The sequence below is a fragment of the Microbacterium sp. SL62 genome, assembly GCF_026672635.1.
Taxonomy (GTDB): Bacteria; Actinomycetota; Actinomycetes; order Actinomycetales; family Microbacteriaceae; genus Microbacterium; species Microbacterium testaceum_A.
Genome location: NZ_JAPPRM010000001.1, coordinates 3,091,948 through 3,106,571, shown reverse-complemented (window position 1 = coordinate 3,106,571; position 14,624 = coordinate 3,091,948). Strand labels below are relative to the sequence as shown.

Genomic DNA, 14,624 nt, shown 5'->3' with positions numbered 1-14,624 from the left:
GATCGACTCACCTGCTCTCCGGGGGTAATTGAGAGGGGCGGATTGGGTGCGAGACCAGCTAGTTTCTGCAACTCCACTAGAGGTGGCGGCAGCAGCGCGGATTTATCCGAGTAGCGGTGTACCGGCTCTACAGATTCTTGGCGAAGCCGTCCTCCGGGGCGGCTTTCGTTTTATCGCCGCGAGGGGCGCGCGGCGGACTCCTCGCGCCCCGATAGGGTGAGCCGGGTGAGTGATTCGGGAGAGTTCGTCCAATCCCTCGCTCGCGGTCTCGAGGTGATCCGGGCGTTCGACGCCGAGAATCCGGCGCTGACGCTCAGCGACGTCGCCCGTCGTGCGGATCTGACCCGCGCCGCCGCCCGCCGGTTCCTCCAGACGCTCGAGACTCTCGGCTATGTGCGTGCCGACGGTCGGGTCTTCTCGCTCACGCCGCGCGTCCTCGAGCTCGGTTTCAGCTATCTCTCCGCGCTGTCGCTGCCGGCGCTGGCTCAGCCGCATCTCGAGCGTCTGTCGCGCGAGGTGGGGGAGAGCGTCTCGTCGGCGGTGCTCGACGGCGCCGACATCGTCTACGTCGCCCGCGTTCCCACGCGACGGATCATGAGCGTCGGGATCACGATCGGTACGCGCTTTCCCGCGTACGCCACCAGCATGGGGCGGGTGCTGCTCGCGGCCCTCGCCGAAGCGGACGCGCGACAGATCGTGGCGGCTTCGCACCCCGCCGCCCTTACCCCGCGCACGCGCACGGACGTCGATGCGATCGTCGCGGAGCTCGAGGCGGTGCGTGCTCAGGGGTGGGCTCTCGTGGACGGCGAGCTCGAAGAGGGGCTGCGGTCTCTCGCGGCCCCCCTTCACGATCGCTCGGGGGCGGTGGTCGCGGCGGTGAACATCTCGGCCAGCTCTCGCGGTGACGCGGACGAGTGGCGCGAGCTGTGCCTGCCGGCGTTGCGGGCCGCCGCGGCCGAGATCGACGCGGACCTCCGCCTGGTCTGAATCGTCGAGAGGCCCCGCTTGTGCGGCGGGCGGGGCCTTGCCGTGCCCGCGGTGATCGGCGTATCCTGTTCGCATAACGTACGTGTGTACGCAGAGCGAACAGGCGAGGATGCTCCGCATGATCGACAAGACCGTTCCCGACCTCGCGTCGGCCGTCGCAGGGATCGCCGACGGCGCGACCGTCATGATCGGCGGCTTCGGCCGCGCGGGTCAGCCCGTCGAGCTGATCGACGCGCTCATCGCGCACGGCGCCGGCGATCTCACCGTCGTCAACAACAACGCCGGCAACGGCGACACCGGGCTCGCGGCCCTCCTGGCCGCAGGTCAGGTGCGCAAGATGATCTGCTCGTTCCCGCGCCAAAGCGACTCGTGGGTGTTCGACGGGCTTTACCGCGACGGCAAGGTCGAGCTCGAGCTCGTGCCGCAGGGGAACCTCGCCGAGCGCATCCGCGCCGCGGGTGCTGGTATCGGCGCGTTCTTCACCCCCACCGGCTTCGGGACGCAGCTCGCCGAGGGCAAAGAGACGCGGCGCATCGACGACCGCGACTACGTGCTCGAATACCCCATCCACGCGGATGCCGCGCTGATCAGCGCCCGCGCCGCCGACCGCTGGGGCAACCTCGTCTACCGCGAGACGGCGCGCAACTTCGGACCCATCATGGCCGCCGCCGCGGCGACCACCATCGTCCAGGTCGACGAGGTCGTCGAACTCGGGTCGCTCGACCCCGAGTCCGTCGTGACGCCGGGGATCTACGTCGATCGCGTCGTCGCCGTGGGGGAGCGACGGTGGCTGCGCGACGGCGTCTTCGTCGGCGGCGTCGACATCGAGGGCCGGGCCCTGGCATCCGAGGAGGAGAAATGACCACTCGCATCTCGCGGCGCGATCTCGCCGCTCGCGTGGCATCCGACATCCCCGAGGGAGCCGTCGTGAACCTCGGCATCGGCGCGCCGACCCTGGTCGCCGACTACCTGCCCGCCGGGCTCGAGATCGTGCTGCACACCGAGAACGGCATGCTCGGCATGGGCCCGGCCCCCGAGCGCGGCCGGGTCGACCCCGATCTCATCAACGCGGGAAAGCAGCCCGTCACCGCGCTCGCCGGAGCCGCGTACTTCCACCACGCCGACTCGTTCGCCATGATGCGCGGCGGCCACCTCGACGTGTGCGTGCTGGGCGCGTTCCAGGTGTCGGCCGGCGGTGACCTCGCCAACTGGTCGACCGGCGAGCCCGGCGCGATCCCGGCCGTGGGTGGGGCGATGGACCTCGCCATCGGCGCGAAGGACGTCTACGTCATGACCGACCTGCTCACCAAGGGCGGCGAGCCCAAGCTCGTCGCCGCCTGCAGCTACCCGCTGACCGGGGTCGGCTGCGTCTCGCGGGTCTACACCGATCACGGCGTCTTCGACGTCACCCCCGACGGCTTCCGCGTGCGCGAGCTGTTCGGCGACAACACCCACGCCGAGATCGAGGCGCTTCTCGGTCTGACCCTTCTCGACCAGGAGAGCTGACCATGCCCGCTTCGTTCGTCTACGACGCCGTCCGCACCCCCTTCGCCCGCCACGCCAAGGCCTTCGCCGACGTGCGCCCCGACGACCTGGCGGCCACGGTCATGGCATCCGTCGTCGAACGCACCGGGATCGACTCCGCGCGCATCGAAGACGTGATCTTCGGCGACGCGAACCAGGCCGGCGAAGACAACCGCAACGTCGCGCGCTTCGGTGCGCTGCTCGCGGGCTTCCCCTCGTCGGTGCCCGGAACGACCATCAACCGCCTGTGCGGATCGTCGCTGGATGCCGTGATCCAGGGCTCGCGCGCGATCGAAGCCGGCGATGCCGACGTGATCCTCGCGGGCGGCGTCGAATCGATGACGCGGGCCCCGTTCGTGGTCGAGAAGAGTCCGCGGCCCTTTCCCGCCGCCACCCAGACGATGTGGAACACCTCGATCGGCTGGCGCATGACTAACCCGCGGCTGCGGAAGGACTGGACGATCTCGAACGGCGAGAGCGCCGAGAAGCTGGCCGAGATCTACGGCATCTCGCGCGAGGAGCAAGACTCGTTCGCCGCGCGCAGCCACCGCCTCGCCGCAGCGGCGTGGGCCGAGGGACGCTTCGATGACGAGATCGTGCAGGTCGAGGGTCACGCGCTCGCGCGCGACGAAGGCATCCGCGACGACTCCACCGCCGAGGTGCTCGCGGGTCTGCGCCCGGCCTTCCGTCAGGGCGGATCGGTCACCGCGGGCAACTCCTCGCCCATCAACGATGGCGCCTCGGCCGTGCTGTTGGGCGCGGAAGGGGCGATGGATGCCGAGCCCCTGGCCCGCATCGCCGGCCGGGCCGCGTTCGGCAACGACCCCGACGTGTTCGGTGTGGCTCCCGTCGAGGCGGCGAACCGCGCCCTCGCGCGCGCCGGGAAGACGTGGGCCGACGTGACCTTCGTCGAGCTCAACGAGGCGTTCGCGTCGCAGACGCTCGCGTGCGCGAAGCTGTGGACCGAGCTCGACCCCGCCCGCCTCAACGAGAACGGCGGGGCAATCGCGATCGGCCACCCCCTCGGCGCCTCGGGCGGACGCATCATCGCGCGCGCGGCCCACGAGCTGAAACGCCGCGGCGGCGGCGTCGCGGTCGCGGCGATCTGCATCGGCGTGGGTCAGGGCCTCGCGGTGGTGCTCGAGCGCTGAGCCCGCCGCCGCGGCATCCGTGTCACGAGAACAGGCGATGCGCGGGGAACAGGACGATCCGCGCCGCGGAGTCGACCTGTTCTCGTCGCCCACCCTGTTCTGGTGACCGGCCGCGTCGCTCGGCTAGGACTCCTCGGCCCAGCGGTCGCGAGGCCGATCGTCGTCTTCGTCGCGGACATGCCCCGGGGTAGACCACTCCAGCTGGAACCCGCACTCGCGGCACTCGTCGGCGCCGCCGCCCTGTTCGAGCAGCGGGTGCATCGTCACACCGCACGAGGGGCAGATCGGTTGCGCGCCGTCGTCGTAAGGGTCTCTGTAGGTCATGGCCGTCCCGCTCGTCATCCGTCCCCGGGGTCAACCCGCATCCCGTCCGACGTGTTCCCCCGCGTCAGCGGCCCCGGCCCTCCACCGCAGGCATAGGCTCGGCCCATGCCGATCTCCCGTGCCGCTGCGGACCCCGGTCCGACAGTGGGCACCGCATGACGGCATCCGCCCCCGCTCCCGACCCGCGCCGCTGGCGCGCTCTCTCGGTGATGCTGATGGGGCAGTTCGCCGCCCTCCTCGACGTCAGCGTGACGAACGTGGCGCTGCCGTCGATCGGGCGCTCCACCGGAGCGGGCGCGAGCGAGCTGCAGTGGATCGTGACGGGGTACGTGCTGGCCTTCGCGCTCGTCCCGGTCATCGGTGGGAGATTGGGCGATCAGCGTGGGCGGCGGCGCATCTTCACGATCGCCGTCCTCGGGTTCGTCATCGCGAGTGCGGCCGTGGGCCTCGCCCCGAACGCGGGCCTGCTGATCGCGGCGCGGGTCGTCCAAGGGCTCTTCGGCGGAATGATGGGGCCGCAGGTCTCGGGCTTCATCCAGAACGCGTTCCCCGCGTGGGAACGGGGGCGCGCCTTCGGCCGGCTGGGGCTGACGGTCGGTGCGGGAACCGCCCTCGGCCCGGTCATCGCGGGTCTCCTGATCGCGGCGGGAGGGCCCGAGATCGGATGGCGTCTGGTGTTCTTCATCAACGTGCCGGTCGGGATCGCCGCGGTTCTGCTCGCTCGGCGCTGGGTCCCGGCCGACGAGCCGTCCTCCACGGCATCCGGTCGGCGCGTCGACGTGCTCGGCGCGATACTTCTCGGTGCGGGCGTGCTGTGCCTGCTGTTCCCGATCGTCGAGACGGGGCAGAGCGGCGGCCCGCTCACGCTTCTCCTGCTCCTTCCCGCCGCGGGCTTCCTCTTCGCGCTCGTGCGTCACGAGGCGCGTTTGACGAAGGCGGATGCCGGGCCCCTTCTCGATCTGCGCCTGTTCCGCGTCCGGTCCTTCGTCACGGGTGTCGTCTTCGCGGTCGTCTTCTTCTGCAGCAACACCGGAATCCCGCTGGTGCTCGCGCTCTACTACCAGAACGGTCTCGGCTTCACCGCGCTGCAGTCCGGCCTCGGCGTCACGGCCTACGCGATCGGCTCCGTCGTCGGGGCTCCGGTCGCGGGGCGTTTCGTCTCACGGGTGGGGCGACCGCTTCTGGTCGGTGCCGTCGCGGTGTTCACGAGCGTCACGATCGTCCTCGGACTGCTGGTTCAGGTCGGGGCCGAGGCGACGGACCCGGCGGGGGTCATCCTGCGCCTGTGCGTTCCCCTGTTCGTCCTCGGCATCGCGGGCGGCGCGATCGTCACGCCGAACCAGACGTTGACCCTGGCCGACGTCGATCCCTGGCGGGGCGGCGTCGCCGGCGGAGTGGTCCAGACGGCTCAGCGGGTGGGGTCCTCGATCGGTCAGACCGTCCTCGGCACGGCCTTCGTGCTGGCGGTCGCGGGTGCGGCGGGCTCCGCGGGAGCGGGCTCCCCGGCGAAAGATCCGGCGACGTTCGCCGACGCTCTCACCCTTGCGCTCGCGGTGTCGGTGGTCTTCTCGGCCTCGGCCATCCTGCTGAGTGCGATCGAGGTGCGTCGGCACCGGAACGGCTGACGCGCGCCGCACGCGGGGACGCTAGCGTCGAGGGATGCACGCCACCTCCGCCCGGCTGGGTCTGGGTCTCGCCGCCGTCGGCCGCCCCGCCTACATCACGACCGCGCGAGACAGCGACCTGGGCGACCCCGCCGAGCGCTCGGTCGAGGCCCTACGCGAGCGCGCGCACGAGCTGCTTGACGAGGCCTGGGCACTCGGCATCCGGTACGTCGATGCCGCCCGCTCCTACGGCCGGGCCGAGGAGTTCCTCGGGTCGTGGCTCGACGTACACCCCGAGCGCCGCGCCGAGTTGACGATCGGGTCGAAGTGGGGCTACGAGTACGTCGGCGGATGGAGGATGGATGCCGCCGTGCACGAGCGCAAAGAGCACTCGGCGGCCATGTTCGACAGGCAGTGGCCCGAGACGCGCGCGGCGCTCGGCTCCGCTCCGGACTACTACCTGGTCCATTCCGTAACCCCGGAGAGCTCCGCCCTCGGCGACGAGGAGGTGCTGGGCAGACTCCGCCGTCTGCGCTCGGACGGAGTGCGGGTCGGGCTGTCCACGAGTGGACCGCACCAGGCGGCCGTCATCCGGGCCGCCCTCGCTCTTGCGGATTCGCCGTTCTCGGTCGTGCAGTCCACCTGGAATCTGCTCGAGCCCTCGGTGGCTCCGGCGGTCCAGACCGCTCACGACGCCGGCTGGACGGTCGTGGTCAAAGAAGTCCTCGCCAACGGCGAGCTCGCCCACGCCGAACCCGGGAGTCGGCTCGAGGCATCGGCATCCGGCCTGCCCGTGGACGTTTTCTCTCTCGGCGCCGCGCTGGCGCAGCCGTGGGCCGACGTCGTGCTCAGCGGCGCCACGACGACCACGCACCTGCGCCGCGGCGCGAGCGCGCACCCGATCGACGCCCCGGCCGACCTCGCGACGGACCCCGTCGACTACTGGCGTCGACGCTCGGAACGTCCCTGGCGCTGAGCCGGGCTCAGGGGACGCAGTTCAGCGTGGCGACCGTGCCCGAGACGTTCGCCCACGACGTGGCGATCGCGGTGGCGAGGACCGATCCCGACGAGGACCGGGCTTGCACGTACCCCGCGGATCGCGCGTTGGCGATCGAGCGCACGGTGATACCGGGCGAGTAGGTGCCGCAGTACGAGAACGACACCCGCGTCCCCGAGAGGCTCGATCCGCTGAAGGCGCAGACGTTGCCGTCGGCGCAGCTTCCGACCGCCCGCTCGTGCTCGGACGGGACGTCCATGGTCATGCCGAGCTCGGGCCACTCCGCGTGATGCGAGTCGATGACCACCCCGCCGGGGATCTCGGCGAGAGCCGCGGCGATGTCGGGGTGCAGATCGTCGGTCGTGGTCATTCGGAGTCCGCCTTTCTGTCGGAGACGTCCCAGAGGGTGTAGTCGGTGATCGAACCGGCCGGGAGTTTGAGGTTCGGATTGTCGGCGAGCAGTTCGGACTCGAAGCCGACGATGCGCCCGGTGTCGGCCGAGAGCAGCAGCGTCGCCTCGGAGGTGGTCAGCCCGGACGGCACCGCGGCGAGACCGACCACCGGACGACCCAGCCGATCGAACGCCGACCCGACGACCCGCAGACCCGGAGCCTGCGCGACCACCTCGAGCAGGGCCGCCTGCTGCGGACCGGTGAGCGTCCACTCGCCCAGAAGCGCCCGGGCGCCGAGCATCGCGTCGCCCGCCGTCAGCTGGTCCCCGGCGCCGGTCGACGTGAGCACGAGAGCGCGCATCGCCTCGACGGTGGGCTCGGGGGCGGTGGGGGAGAGCGGCGAGAACTGGTTCTGCACGAAGTGGAGGTCGCCGACCACGGTCCCCGGCGTCGGCTCGCCCGCGGGCACCGTGTCGCCCGCCGCGTTGGTGGCCTCGGCGGCGGTGGTCACGACCGAACCGGAGAGGTTCTCGTTCCACTGCACGTCGATCCACTCGCGGCGGAACACCGTCGCCTCGGCCTCGTCGGGCGAGCCGCTGAAGTACCAGCCGAGCGACAACGATCGCCGCTCGGGGGAGGAGGGACCGGAGCCGTCCGTCAACCGTTGCTGCGCCTGCGCGATCACCTCCGACGCGTCCTCGGAGATCGAGGTGAACGCGAGCGGTTGGGGAGTGAGAGCGGATGCCGGGGAACTCGGCATCCAGAGGACTCCGGTGACGATCGCGAGGACCAGGACGACGACCGCGGCGGCCGAGCCCCAGGCGGCGTAGACGGGTCGACGGCGCGCTCGCGGAGCCGTTCTCGCGAAATCGCGAGCCCGTCGCTCGGCGGCGAGGGGGATCGGTGCGTCGAGGGGCGTCTGCGCGGGATCGAGCCGGTGCAACGCGCGCGCGAGGTCATCGTCGTTCATCGAGCACCTCCTCGGCGGACAGGGGCCCGTCGGATAGGAGCGGGCGGAGTTTGGCTCGGACGCGATTCAGGCGCGTCCACACGGTCCCCGCGCTCGCCCCGACGACGACACCCACCTCGGCGGCCGAGAGGTCCTCCCAGTAGGTGAGCCAGAGGATCTCGCGCTCCTTCTCGGAGAGTGCGCGGATCGCGTCGACGAGTCGATCGATCATCTCGCCCTCCGACGCGTTCGAGAGGGTGCGCACCTGGTCCTCGATGTGCGTCCACAGTGCCCCCTCTCGGTCTCGTCGTCGGTATTCGTTCGCGATGAGGTTCCGCGCCGTGCGGTACAGCCACGGCAAACCGAACGGCTCTCGCGGATCGCGCTTGCGCCACGCGATCTCGAAGCATTCCATCGTGAGGTCGTCCGCGGCCTCGCGGTCCGACACGCGCCGTTCGATGAATCGCCGAACGGCGTTGTAGTGCTCACGGAAGAGCGCCACGAAATCCGCGTCGTCCGTCACCGCTGTCTTTCCTCGTGCGTATACCGGGGCTGTGTCGGGGCGGTCGTGGACCTTACAGAGGAAGGCGAGAAAAGAATTTTCGGACGGTGTGTAAGGAAAGGTGCTCGGCGGACACGACATATGCGGGGGTGGGTGCCGACTCCGGCTTCGAGAAGGCACCCATACGCCCGTCGTCCGATGTTCGGGTCTGACGACGACGGGCGAGGGGTTGCGCCGCTTGGGGGCGGCGCAGCCCCTCGGATCTTCGTCATGCAATCCAGAATGGCAGAGACGGGCAGTGCCCCGAGACGACGCCGGGGTGCTCAGTCGGGGGCGACCAGCAGATTCGTGATCCGCGCCGTCGCGACGAGGCGGTCCTGGTCGTCGACCACGCGGACGTCGTACGTGGCCAGCCGGCGACCGCGATGAGCGGGTGTGGCGGTGGCGTGGATGCGGCCCCCGGTCGCCCCGCGATGGTGCGTGATGTTCAGGTCGACGCCGACGCACACCATGCCGAGGGTCGACGCGTGGATCATGGCCGCCCACGAGCCGACGGCCTCGGAGAGCGCGGCCGTCGCGCCACCGTGCAGGCGGCCGAGGGACTGCGTATTGCCCTCGACGGGCATCCACGCGCAGACCCGGTCGGCCGACTGTGCCGTCACGGTGATGCCCAGCCGGTCGTCGAGGGCTCCGGGAACGATGGTCCAGGGCGTCATGGGGTCTCCTTCGGGCTCCCTCTTGTCGGGGGCGTTTCCCTCTGACACTATTACTGAACGCTCGGTCGGTAACAGATTCTGGTCGAGTCCTCACACCCTGCCCCACAGAACGACGGAGTTCTCATGGCCTCGCTGACCTCGGCATCCGCCCCTGCCACCGGGATGAAACGAGAGGAACGGCGCGTTCTCGCCGGCACCCTCGTAGGCACCTCGATCGAGTGGTACGACTTCTTCATCTACGCCCAGGCGGCGGGGCTCGTGCTCGCGCCGCTGTTCCTCGCGCCCCTCGCCCAGACCGACCCCGCCATCGCACAGGTGCTGTCGTTCGCGACGATCGGCATCTCGTTCCTCTTCCGCCCGCTCGGCGCCGTCGTGGCCGGCTGGCTCGGCGACCGCCTCGGCCGTAAGAAGATGCTCGTGCTCACCCTCATCATGATGGGTGTCTCGACGGCCCTGATCGGCGTGCTGCCCACGTACGCCGCGATCGGGGTGGCAGCCCCCGTCCTACTCATCCTCCTGCGCGTGCTGCAGGGCTTCTCGGCCGGTGGCGAGTGGGGCGGCGCGGCGCTGCTCTCGGTCGAGCACGCCCCGGTGAACCGCCGCGGCTACTTCGGTGCGTACCCGCAGATCGGTGTGCCCGTGGGCATGATCCTCGCCACCGCGACCCTGTGGATCCTCACCTCGTCGATGTCGGCCGAGGCCTTCCTCGCGTGGGGCTGGCGCGTGCCGTTCCTCTTCTCGATCGTGCTCATCGTGGTCGGATACGTCATCCGCCGCGCGGTGGAGGAGAGCCCCGTGTTCGAAGACCTCGTGCGCCGCCGCAAGGAGTCGTCGGCTCCGCTCGGCCAGCTGTTCCGCAAGAACTGGCGCCAGGTCGCCCTGACGGCATTCGTCTTCATCGGCAACAACGCCGCGGGCTACCTGCTGATCGCGTTCTTCGCGACCTACTCCGTCTCGGCGCTGGGCATGGATCGCCCGACCGTGCTGCTGGCCACGACCCTGGCATCCTTCGGCTGGCTGGGCTTCACCCTGTGGGGCGGCCGACTCTCGGACCGTCTCGGCCGCGTGCGGACCTTCCAGCTCGGCTACCTGCTGCTGGCCGTGTGGGCCGTGCCGATGTGGTTCCTCATCGACACCGCGAACATCGTCTGGTACTTCGTCGCGCTGTTCGTGATGACGCTCGGCCTCGGCCTGTCGTACGGACCGCAGGCGGCGCTGTACGCCGAGATGTTCCCCGCGAACGTACGGTACTCGGGCGTCTCGATCGGCTACGCGCTTGGCGCGATCATGGGCGGAGCTTTCGCCCCGATGATCGCCGAGGCGCTGCTGCGCTCGACCGGCGCCTCGTGGACCATCGGTCTGTACATCGCCGTCGCCGCGCTCATCTCGCTCGGCGCCGTCTCGCTCATCAAGGAGACGAAGGGCGTCGACCTGAGGGCGTGATCCCGGATGCCGAGAGGCGGCCCTGCGCGTGGCGCGGGGCCGCCTCTTCGCGCGACGCCCGTCAGGCGGTGCGCAGGCCGTCGAGGGCGATGCGCACGATGTCGGCGCCGAGACGATCGCCGTCGACGCCGCCGCCGGGACGGTACCACTCGACGACGGAGTTGATCATGCCGAACAGCAGGCGGGCGGCGACCGCGGCATCGACGTCGTCGCGCACGCTCCCCTCGGCCTGGGCTTCGGCGACGAGGCTCGTCACGCGATGGTCGAAGACGCGGCGACGCTCGAGCGCGGCCTGCTCGACGGCGCCGTTGCCCCGCACCCGCAGCAGGAGGGTCACCGCGGGGAGCTGCGCGACGAGCACGTCGGTCGCCCCCGTGAGCACGAAGCGCAGGCGATCGGACGCCGCGCCCTCGCGCGCGCCGGGCTCGTCGAGGACGGCCTCGAGACCGCCGAGTGCGGCCTCGAGGGCGACCGCCAGCAGCTCCTCCTTCGAAGAGAAGTGGTGGTAGAGCGCCGACTTGGTCAGCCCGAGGCGTTTGGCGAGGTCGGCGACGCTGGTGGCGTCGTACCCCTGCTCGTTGAACAACTGCACGGCCACGGCGAGCAGTCCCTCGCGGTCGTAACCCGGGCGACCCCGACGCGCGGGCGCGTCTTCCGTCGCACCCGGGGCGTCGGCGGTCTGCGGGGTCGTCACGGGATCGGCGGGCACGGATTCAGTGTGTCACTCCAGCAGGGCGGGGGAGTCCGCGTGCAGCAGAGCGCGCGCCGCGTTGCCGATGACCGCACTGTAGGTGGGGTACGCGAAACGCACTCCCGCGAGCGTCGACACGTCGATGCCGGCCGCCATCGCCGTGGTCACCGACTGGATGACCTCGACGGCGTTCTCGCCCACCGCGTGCGCCCCCAGCACCAACTCGCGGCGACGGTCGGCGATGAGCATGAGGAAACCGCGCTCGCGGTCGTCGATCACCGCGCGGTCGAGGTCGGCGAAGCGGACGGTCGCCACGACGCACGAGGGGTCGCGGTCTCGCGCCTGCTCTTCGGTCAAGCCGACGCCCGCGTAGTCGGGGTCGGTGAACCCGCCCGCGGGCAGCAGGTGGTGCGGGGTGCGCCGGTTGGCGCCCAGAACGGCGTTCTCGGCCGCCGCTTCGCCCTCGAACTGCGCCGCCTGGACGAGCATGTCGCGGCCGTTCGCGTCGCCGACGGCGAGGATGTGCGGAACGATCGTCCGGAAGTAGCGATCGACCGGGATGGCCGAGCGCTCCACCTCGACGCCGACGTTCTCGAGGCCGAGGTTCTCGACGTCAGCGGGCCACCCGGTCGCCATGATGACGACGTCGACGTCGACGCTCCGAGAAGAGCCCTCCTCGCGCCAGACCAGGGTGAGCGATCCGTCGGCGGCGCGATCGATGCGCTCGACCGTCTCGATCCCGGTCCGCACGTCGACGCCGTGCTCCGAGAGGGAGTCGGCGATCACCCGGGAGATGGCGGCGTCGGATGCCATGAGCACACGCGGTGCGACATCGAGCAGGGTGACCTCGGAGCCGAAGGAGCGGAACACCGTCACCAGCTGAGCGCCCGTGTTGCCGGCACCGATGACGGCGACGCGGCGGGGCAGCTCGGTCAGGGTGAGCACGTCCTCGGGGACGGTGGCGAGCTCGGCTCCGGGGATCGGCAGGCGACGGGAGTGCCCGCCCACGCAGACCAGGATCGACTCCGCACGGATGCGGCGGCCGCTGTCGAGCACGAGCGTGTGGTCGTCAGCGAAGCGCGCCCGGCCCTCGTGCACCAGAGCCACCCCGGCGTGCGCGAAGCGCTCGGCCTCGCGCTTGATCGAGCGCACGGCATCCACTCGCTCGTGCACCCTCGACACCACCGCCGACCAGTCGACGCGGGGCTCGTCCACGACGATGCCGTAGTCGTCCGCGGAACGCGTCTCGCGCATGAGGCGCGCGGCCTTCGCGAGCACCCGCGTGGGAACGCAACCCGTGTTGACGCAGGTTCCGCCCACGCGGCCGGCTTCGAGGACGACCACGGAGGCACCGAGTTCCGCCGCTCGCAAGGCGGCGGCCGTGCCCGCGGGGCCCGCTCCGATCACGGCGATGTCGTAGCTGTCGGCGTCGTGGCTCACGGCGGTCCTCCCGGGGATCGAGGACCTCAGTCAATCCCGTCGCGAAGGTCGGGCCGTGGGGCTTGCGTCGCCGCTCAGAACCCCTCGTAGATCTGGGTCGCCGTCAGGCCCGTTCCCCCGAGCGCGTGGACGCCGGGGGCGGGGTGCAGCTCGAAGCTCTCTCCGTCGTGGAGGAGGACGGCGGTGTAGTCGCCCCGCGTGTCGAGCTTGAGCTCGAATCGCCCCGTGTCGATGAGGCGGAGGGTGACCACCGCCCCGCTGCGCGCCACGAAACTGACCTCTTTCTCGCGGGCGTTCGGGAGGGGGATGACCGGCTCGTCCGCCGCGGGCGTCGGCGAAGCGGGGGGAGTCTGTGCGTCGGCGTCCATCCGGCGAGTCTGTCATGCGCGGGGACCCGGGTGCCGTCGTACCCGGATCCCGGGTGTCAGCGCGCGTCGCGCCAGGAGCGCTGCGGGTCGAATCCGAGCAGGCGGCGGGCCTTGTCGATCGACAGCAGCGTGGTGTTCTCACCCAGGTCGCCGTGCGTGGCGACCCCGGGGAACACCTCGGCGACCAGCTCGGCGTTGGGGCGCGTCATGACCGTGTCGGCCGCCGCAATGATGAAGGTGTCGAAGCCCGCGGGCGCTGTCTCGAGGGCGCGTTCCACGGCCTGCGCACCATCACGCGCATCGATGTAGCCCCACAGGTTCCACTTGCGGGTGCGGGCGTCGTCGTCGAAGGGGAACTCCGCGTAGTCCTCGGGGACCATCACGTTCGAGAACCGCAGCGCGGTGATCGACAGCTCGGGGTTCCAGCGCACGAGCTCCACCGCCAGGCGCTCTTCGAGCGTCTTCACGAGCGAGTAGACCGACTCGGGTCGCGGTGCGTACTCCTCGTCGACCGGGATGTACGGGGGCGGCACGTCGAAAGGAAGACCGAGGACGGTCTCGCTCGACGCGTAGACGATCTTCTGGATGCCGAGACGTGTCGCCGCCCAGAAGACGTTGAAGGTGCTCGCCATGTTGTTGTGGAAGGTCGCGATGTCGGAGCGGATGCCGGGTGCCGGGATCGCCGCGAGATGCACGAGGGCCTCGAAACCGTCGTGCTGGTCGTTCACGGCGGTGAGGGCGTCGATGACCTGGCCGTAGTCGGTGAGGTCGACCTGGACGAAGCCCGGGCCGCGTTCTCCGCGGACGTCGAGCCCGATGACGTCGTGGCCGGCGGCACGCAGCTCGCGGGCGACGACCGAGCCGAGCTTTCCGGACGAACCGGTGAGGGCGATGCGCATGAGTGTCCTTCTGGATCGGGGATGAGCCGACAATAGCGGCGGCCTCCGACATCCATCGAGCGGGTTGACGACCGCGACGACGACGAAGGCCCGCGGGAGCACGTCCCGCGGGCCGGGGCGACGTCAGTGGACGCGCGCCTCTTCGTCGTCGTCGTCATCGCCCGGGATGAAGACGTCGACGACGGTCACGTTGATCTCGACGGCCTTCATGCCGACGATCTCGGTGATGGCCTTCTCCACGGCCGAGCGCACGTTCGCCGCGACCTTCTGGATCCGCTCGGGGTACTCCACCTGGATCGCGATGTCGGCGGCGACCTCGGTCTCGCCGACCTCGACGCTCACGCCCTGCGCGTAGTCCTTCGCCCCGACGGCCTGGCGGATGTTGCCGATGACGCGGGCTGCTCCGCCGCCGAGGGCGTGGACACCGGGAACCTCGGCCGCGGCGATGCCGGCGACCTTGGCGACGACGGCGTCGACGATGACGGTCTTGCCGGCGTCGGTCCGGGTCGAGGTGGGGAGGGAGGAGTTCTGTGCCATGAGGAAGGTCCTTTCGTCAAGATCCCGGAGCGTTCCGACCCCGAGGTGTTTCGCTATGGGGACGAGCCCGGTTCGTGAAACGTCACGATCCGAGCCTGAG

17 protein-coding genes are annotated in these 14,624 nt (G+C 70.6%); 7 read left to right on the top strand and 10 right to left on the bottom strand.

Going from position 1 to position 14,624, the window contains the following annotated elements; genetic code table 11:
* Nucleotides 1-225 precede the first annotated feature (225 nt).
* From OVA26_RS14905 to OVA26_RS14890, 4 genes are all read left to right on the top strand, one after another.
* Nucleotides 226-987, top strand: coding sequence for an IclR family transcriptional regulator domain-containing protein (locus tag OVA26_RS14905; RefSeq protein ID WP_268104649.1), 762 nt, complete (start codon nt 226-228; stop codon nt 985-987).
* A 118-nt stretch (nt 988-1,105) separates the two neighbouring features.
* The gene (locus OVA26_RS14900; RefSeq protein WP_268104648.1) at nt 1,106-1,849 is read left to right on the top strand and encodes a 3-oxoacid CoA-transferase subunit A; all 744 of its coding nucleotides are present in this window, start codon (nt 1,106-1,108) and stop codon (nt 1,847-1,849) included.
* The gene (locus tag OVA26_RS14895; RefSeq protein WP_074695461.1) at nt 1,846-2,493 is read left to right on the top strand and encodes a 3-oxoacid CoA-transferase subunit B; all 648 of its coding nucleotides are present in this window, start codon (nt 1,846-1,848) and stop codon (nt 2,491-2,493) included. The genes OVA26_RS14900 and OVA26_RS14895 overlap by 4 nt, the downstream gene beginning before the upstream one ends.
* Nucleotides 2,494-2,495: 2 nt before the next feature.
* The gene (locus tag OVA26_RS14890) at nt 2,496-3,662 is read left to right on the top strand and encodes a thiolase family protein (RefSeq protein WP_268104647.1); all 1,167 of its coding nucleotides are present in this window, start codon (nt 2,496-2,498) and stop codon (nt 3,660-3,662) included.
* Nucleotides 3,663-3,785: 123 nt separating this feature from the next.
* On the opposite strand, the gene OVA26_RS14885 is transcribed toward OVA26_RS14890, so the two are convergent.
* Complete coding sequence (locus OVA26_RS14885) at nt 3,786-3,986, bottom strand: zf-TFIIB domain-containing protein (protein ID WP_143017902.1); 201 nt, start codon at nt 3,984-3,986, stop codon at nt 3,786-3,788.
* A gap of 155 nt (nt 3,987-4,141) precedes the next feature.
* Between OVA26_RS14885 and OVA26_RS14880 the strand changes: the two genes are divergently transcribed.
* Nucleotides 4,142-5,611 (top strand): MFS transporter, encoded by a 1,470-nt coding sequence (locus OVA26_RS14880; protein WP_268104646.1) that lies wholly within the window; start codon nt 4,142-4,144, stop codon nt 5,609-5,611.
* A 34-nt stretch (nt 5,612-5,645) separates the two neighbouring features.
* On the top strand, nt 5,646-6,566 hold the full coding sequence (locus OVA26_RS14875) for an aldo/keto reductase (protein ID WP_268104645.1): 921 nt from the start codon (nt 5,646-5,648) through the stop codon (nt 6,564-6,566).
* A gap of 7 nt (nt 6,567-6,573) precedes the next feature.
* On the opposite strand, the gene OVA26_RS14870 is transcribed toward OVA26_RS14875, so the two are convergent.
* From OVA26_RS14870 to OVA26_RS14855, 4 genes are all read right to left on the bottom strand, one after another.
* Nucleotides 6,574-6,957 carry a hypothetical protein gene (locus tag OVA26_RS14870; RefSeq protein WP_056223884.1) on the bottom strand — a complete coding sequence of 128 codons (384 nt, stop codon included), beginning with the start codon at nt 6,955-6,957 and terminating at the stop codon, nt 6,574-6,576.
* Complete coding sequence (locus OVA26_RS14865; RefSeq protein WP_268104644.1) at nt 6,954-7,949, bottom strand: hypothetical protein; 996 nt, start codon at nt 7,947-7,949, stop codon at nt 6,954-6,956. The genes OVA26_RS14870 and OVA26_RS14865 overlap by 4 nt, the downstream gene beginning before the upstream one ends.
* Nucleotides 7,936-8,451, bottom strand: a complete 516-nt coding sequence (locus tag OVA26_RS14860) for an RNA polymerase sigma factor (RefSeq protein WP_074695471.1) — start codon at nt 8,449-8,451, stop codon at nt 7,936-7,938. Before OVA26_RS14860 ends, OVA26_RS14865 begins: the two co-directional genes overlap by 14 nt.
* A gap of 302 nt (nt 8,452-8,753) precedes the next feature.
* Nucleotides 8,754-9,146 carry a PaaI family thioesterase gene (locus OVA26_RS14855; RefSeq protein ID WP_268104643.1) on the bottom strand — a complete coding sequence of 131 codons (393 nt, stop codon included), beginning with the start codon at nt 9,144-9,146 and terminating at the stop codon, nt 8,754-8,756.
* Nucleotides 9,147-9,269: 123 nt separating this feature from the next.
* Here OVA26_RS14855 and OVA26_RS14850 point away from each other — a divergent pair, with 123 nt between their 5' ends.
* The gene (locus OVA26_RS14850; protein WP_056223876.1) at nt 9,270-10,589 is read left to right on the top strand and encodes an MFS transporter; all 1,320 of its coding nucleotides are present in this window, start codon (nt 9,270-9,272) and stop codon (nt 10,587-10,589) included.
* Nucleotides 10,590-10,650: 61 nt separating this feature from the next.
* On the opposite strand, the gene OVA26_RS14845 is transcribed toward OVA26_RS14850, so the two are convergent.
* The 5 genes from OVA26_RS14845 to OVA26_RS14825 all read right to left on the bottom strand — a co-directional run bounded on the left by OVA26_RS14845 (nt 10,651) and on the right by OVA26_RS14825 (nt 14,524).
* A complete protein-coding gene (locus OVA26_RS14845; RefSeq protein WP_256335569.1) occupies nt 10,651-11,298 on the bottom strand; it encodes a TetR/AcrR family transcriptional regulator in 648 nt (215 codons plus the stop codon).
* Between the two features lie 12 nt (nt 11,299-11,310).
* The gene (locus OVA26_RS14840; RefSeq protein WP_268104642.1) at nt 11,311-12,720 is read right to left on the bottom strand and encodes a dihydrolipoyl dehydrogenase family protein; all 1,410 of its coding nucleotides are present in this window, start codon (nt 12,718-12,720) and stop codon (nt 11,311-11,313) included.
* 74 nt (nt 12,721-12,794) lie between these two features.
* Complete coding sequence (locus tag OVA26_RS14835; RefSeq protein WP_056223872.1) at nt 12,795-13,088, bottom strand: hypothetical protein; 294 nt, start codon at nt 13,086-13,088, stop codon at nt 12,795-12,797.
* A 56-nt stretch (nt 13,089-13,144) separates the two neighbouring features.
* On the bottom strand, nt 13,145-13,987 hold the full coding sequence (locus OVA26_RS14830; RefSeq protein ID WP_268104641.1) for an NAD-dependent epimerase/dehydratase family protein: 843 nt from the start codon (nt 13,985-13,987) through the stop codon (nt 13,145-13,147).
* 123 nt (nt 13,988-14,110) lie between these two features.
* Entirely contained in the window at nt 14,111-14,524 is a 414-nt protein-coding gene (locus tag OVA26_RS14825) for an Asp23/Gls24 family envelope stress response protein (RefSeq protein WP_268104640.1), read from the bottom strand.
* Nucleotides 14,525-14,624: the final 100 nt, after the last annotated feature.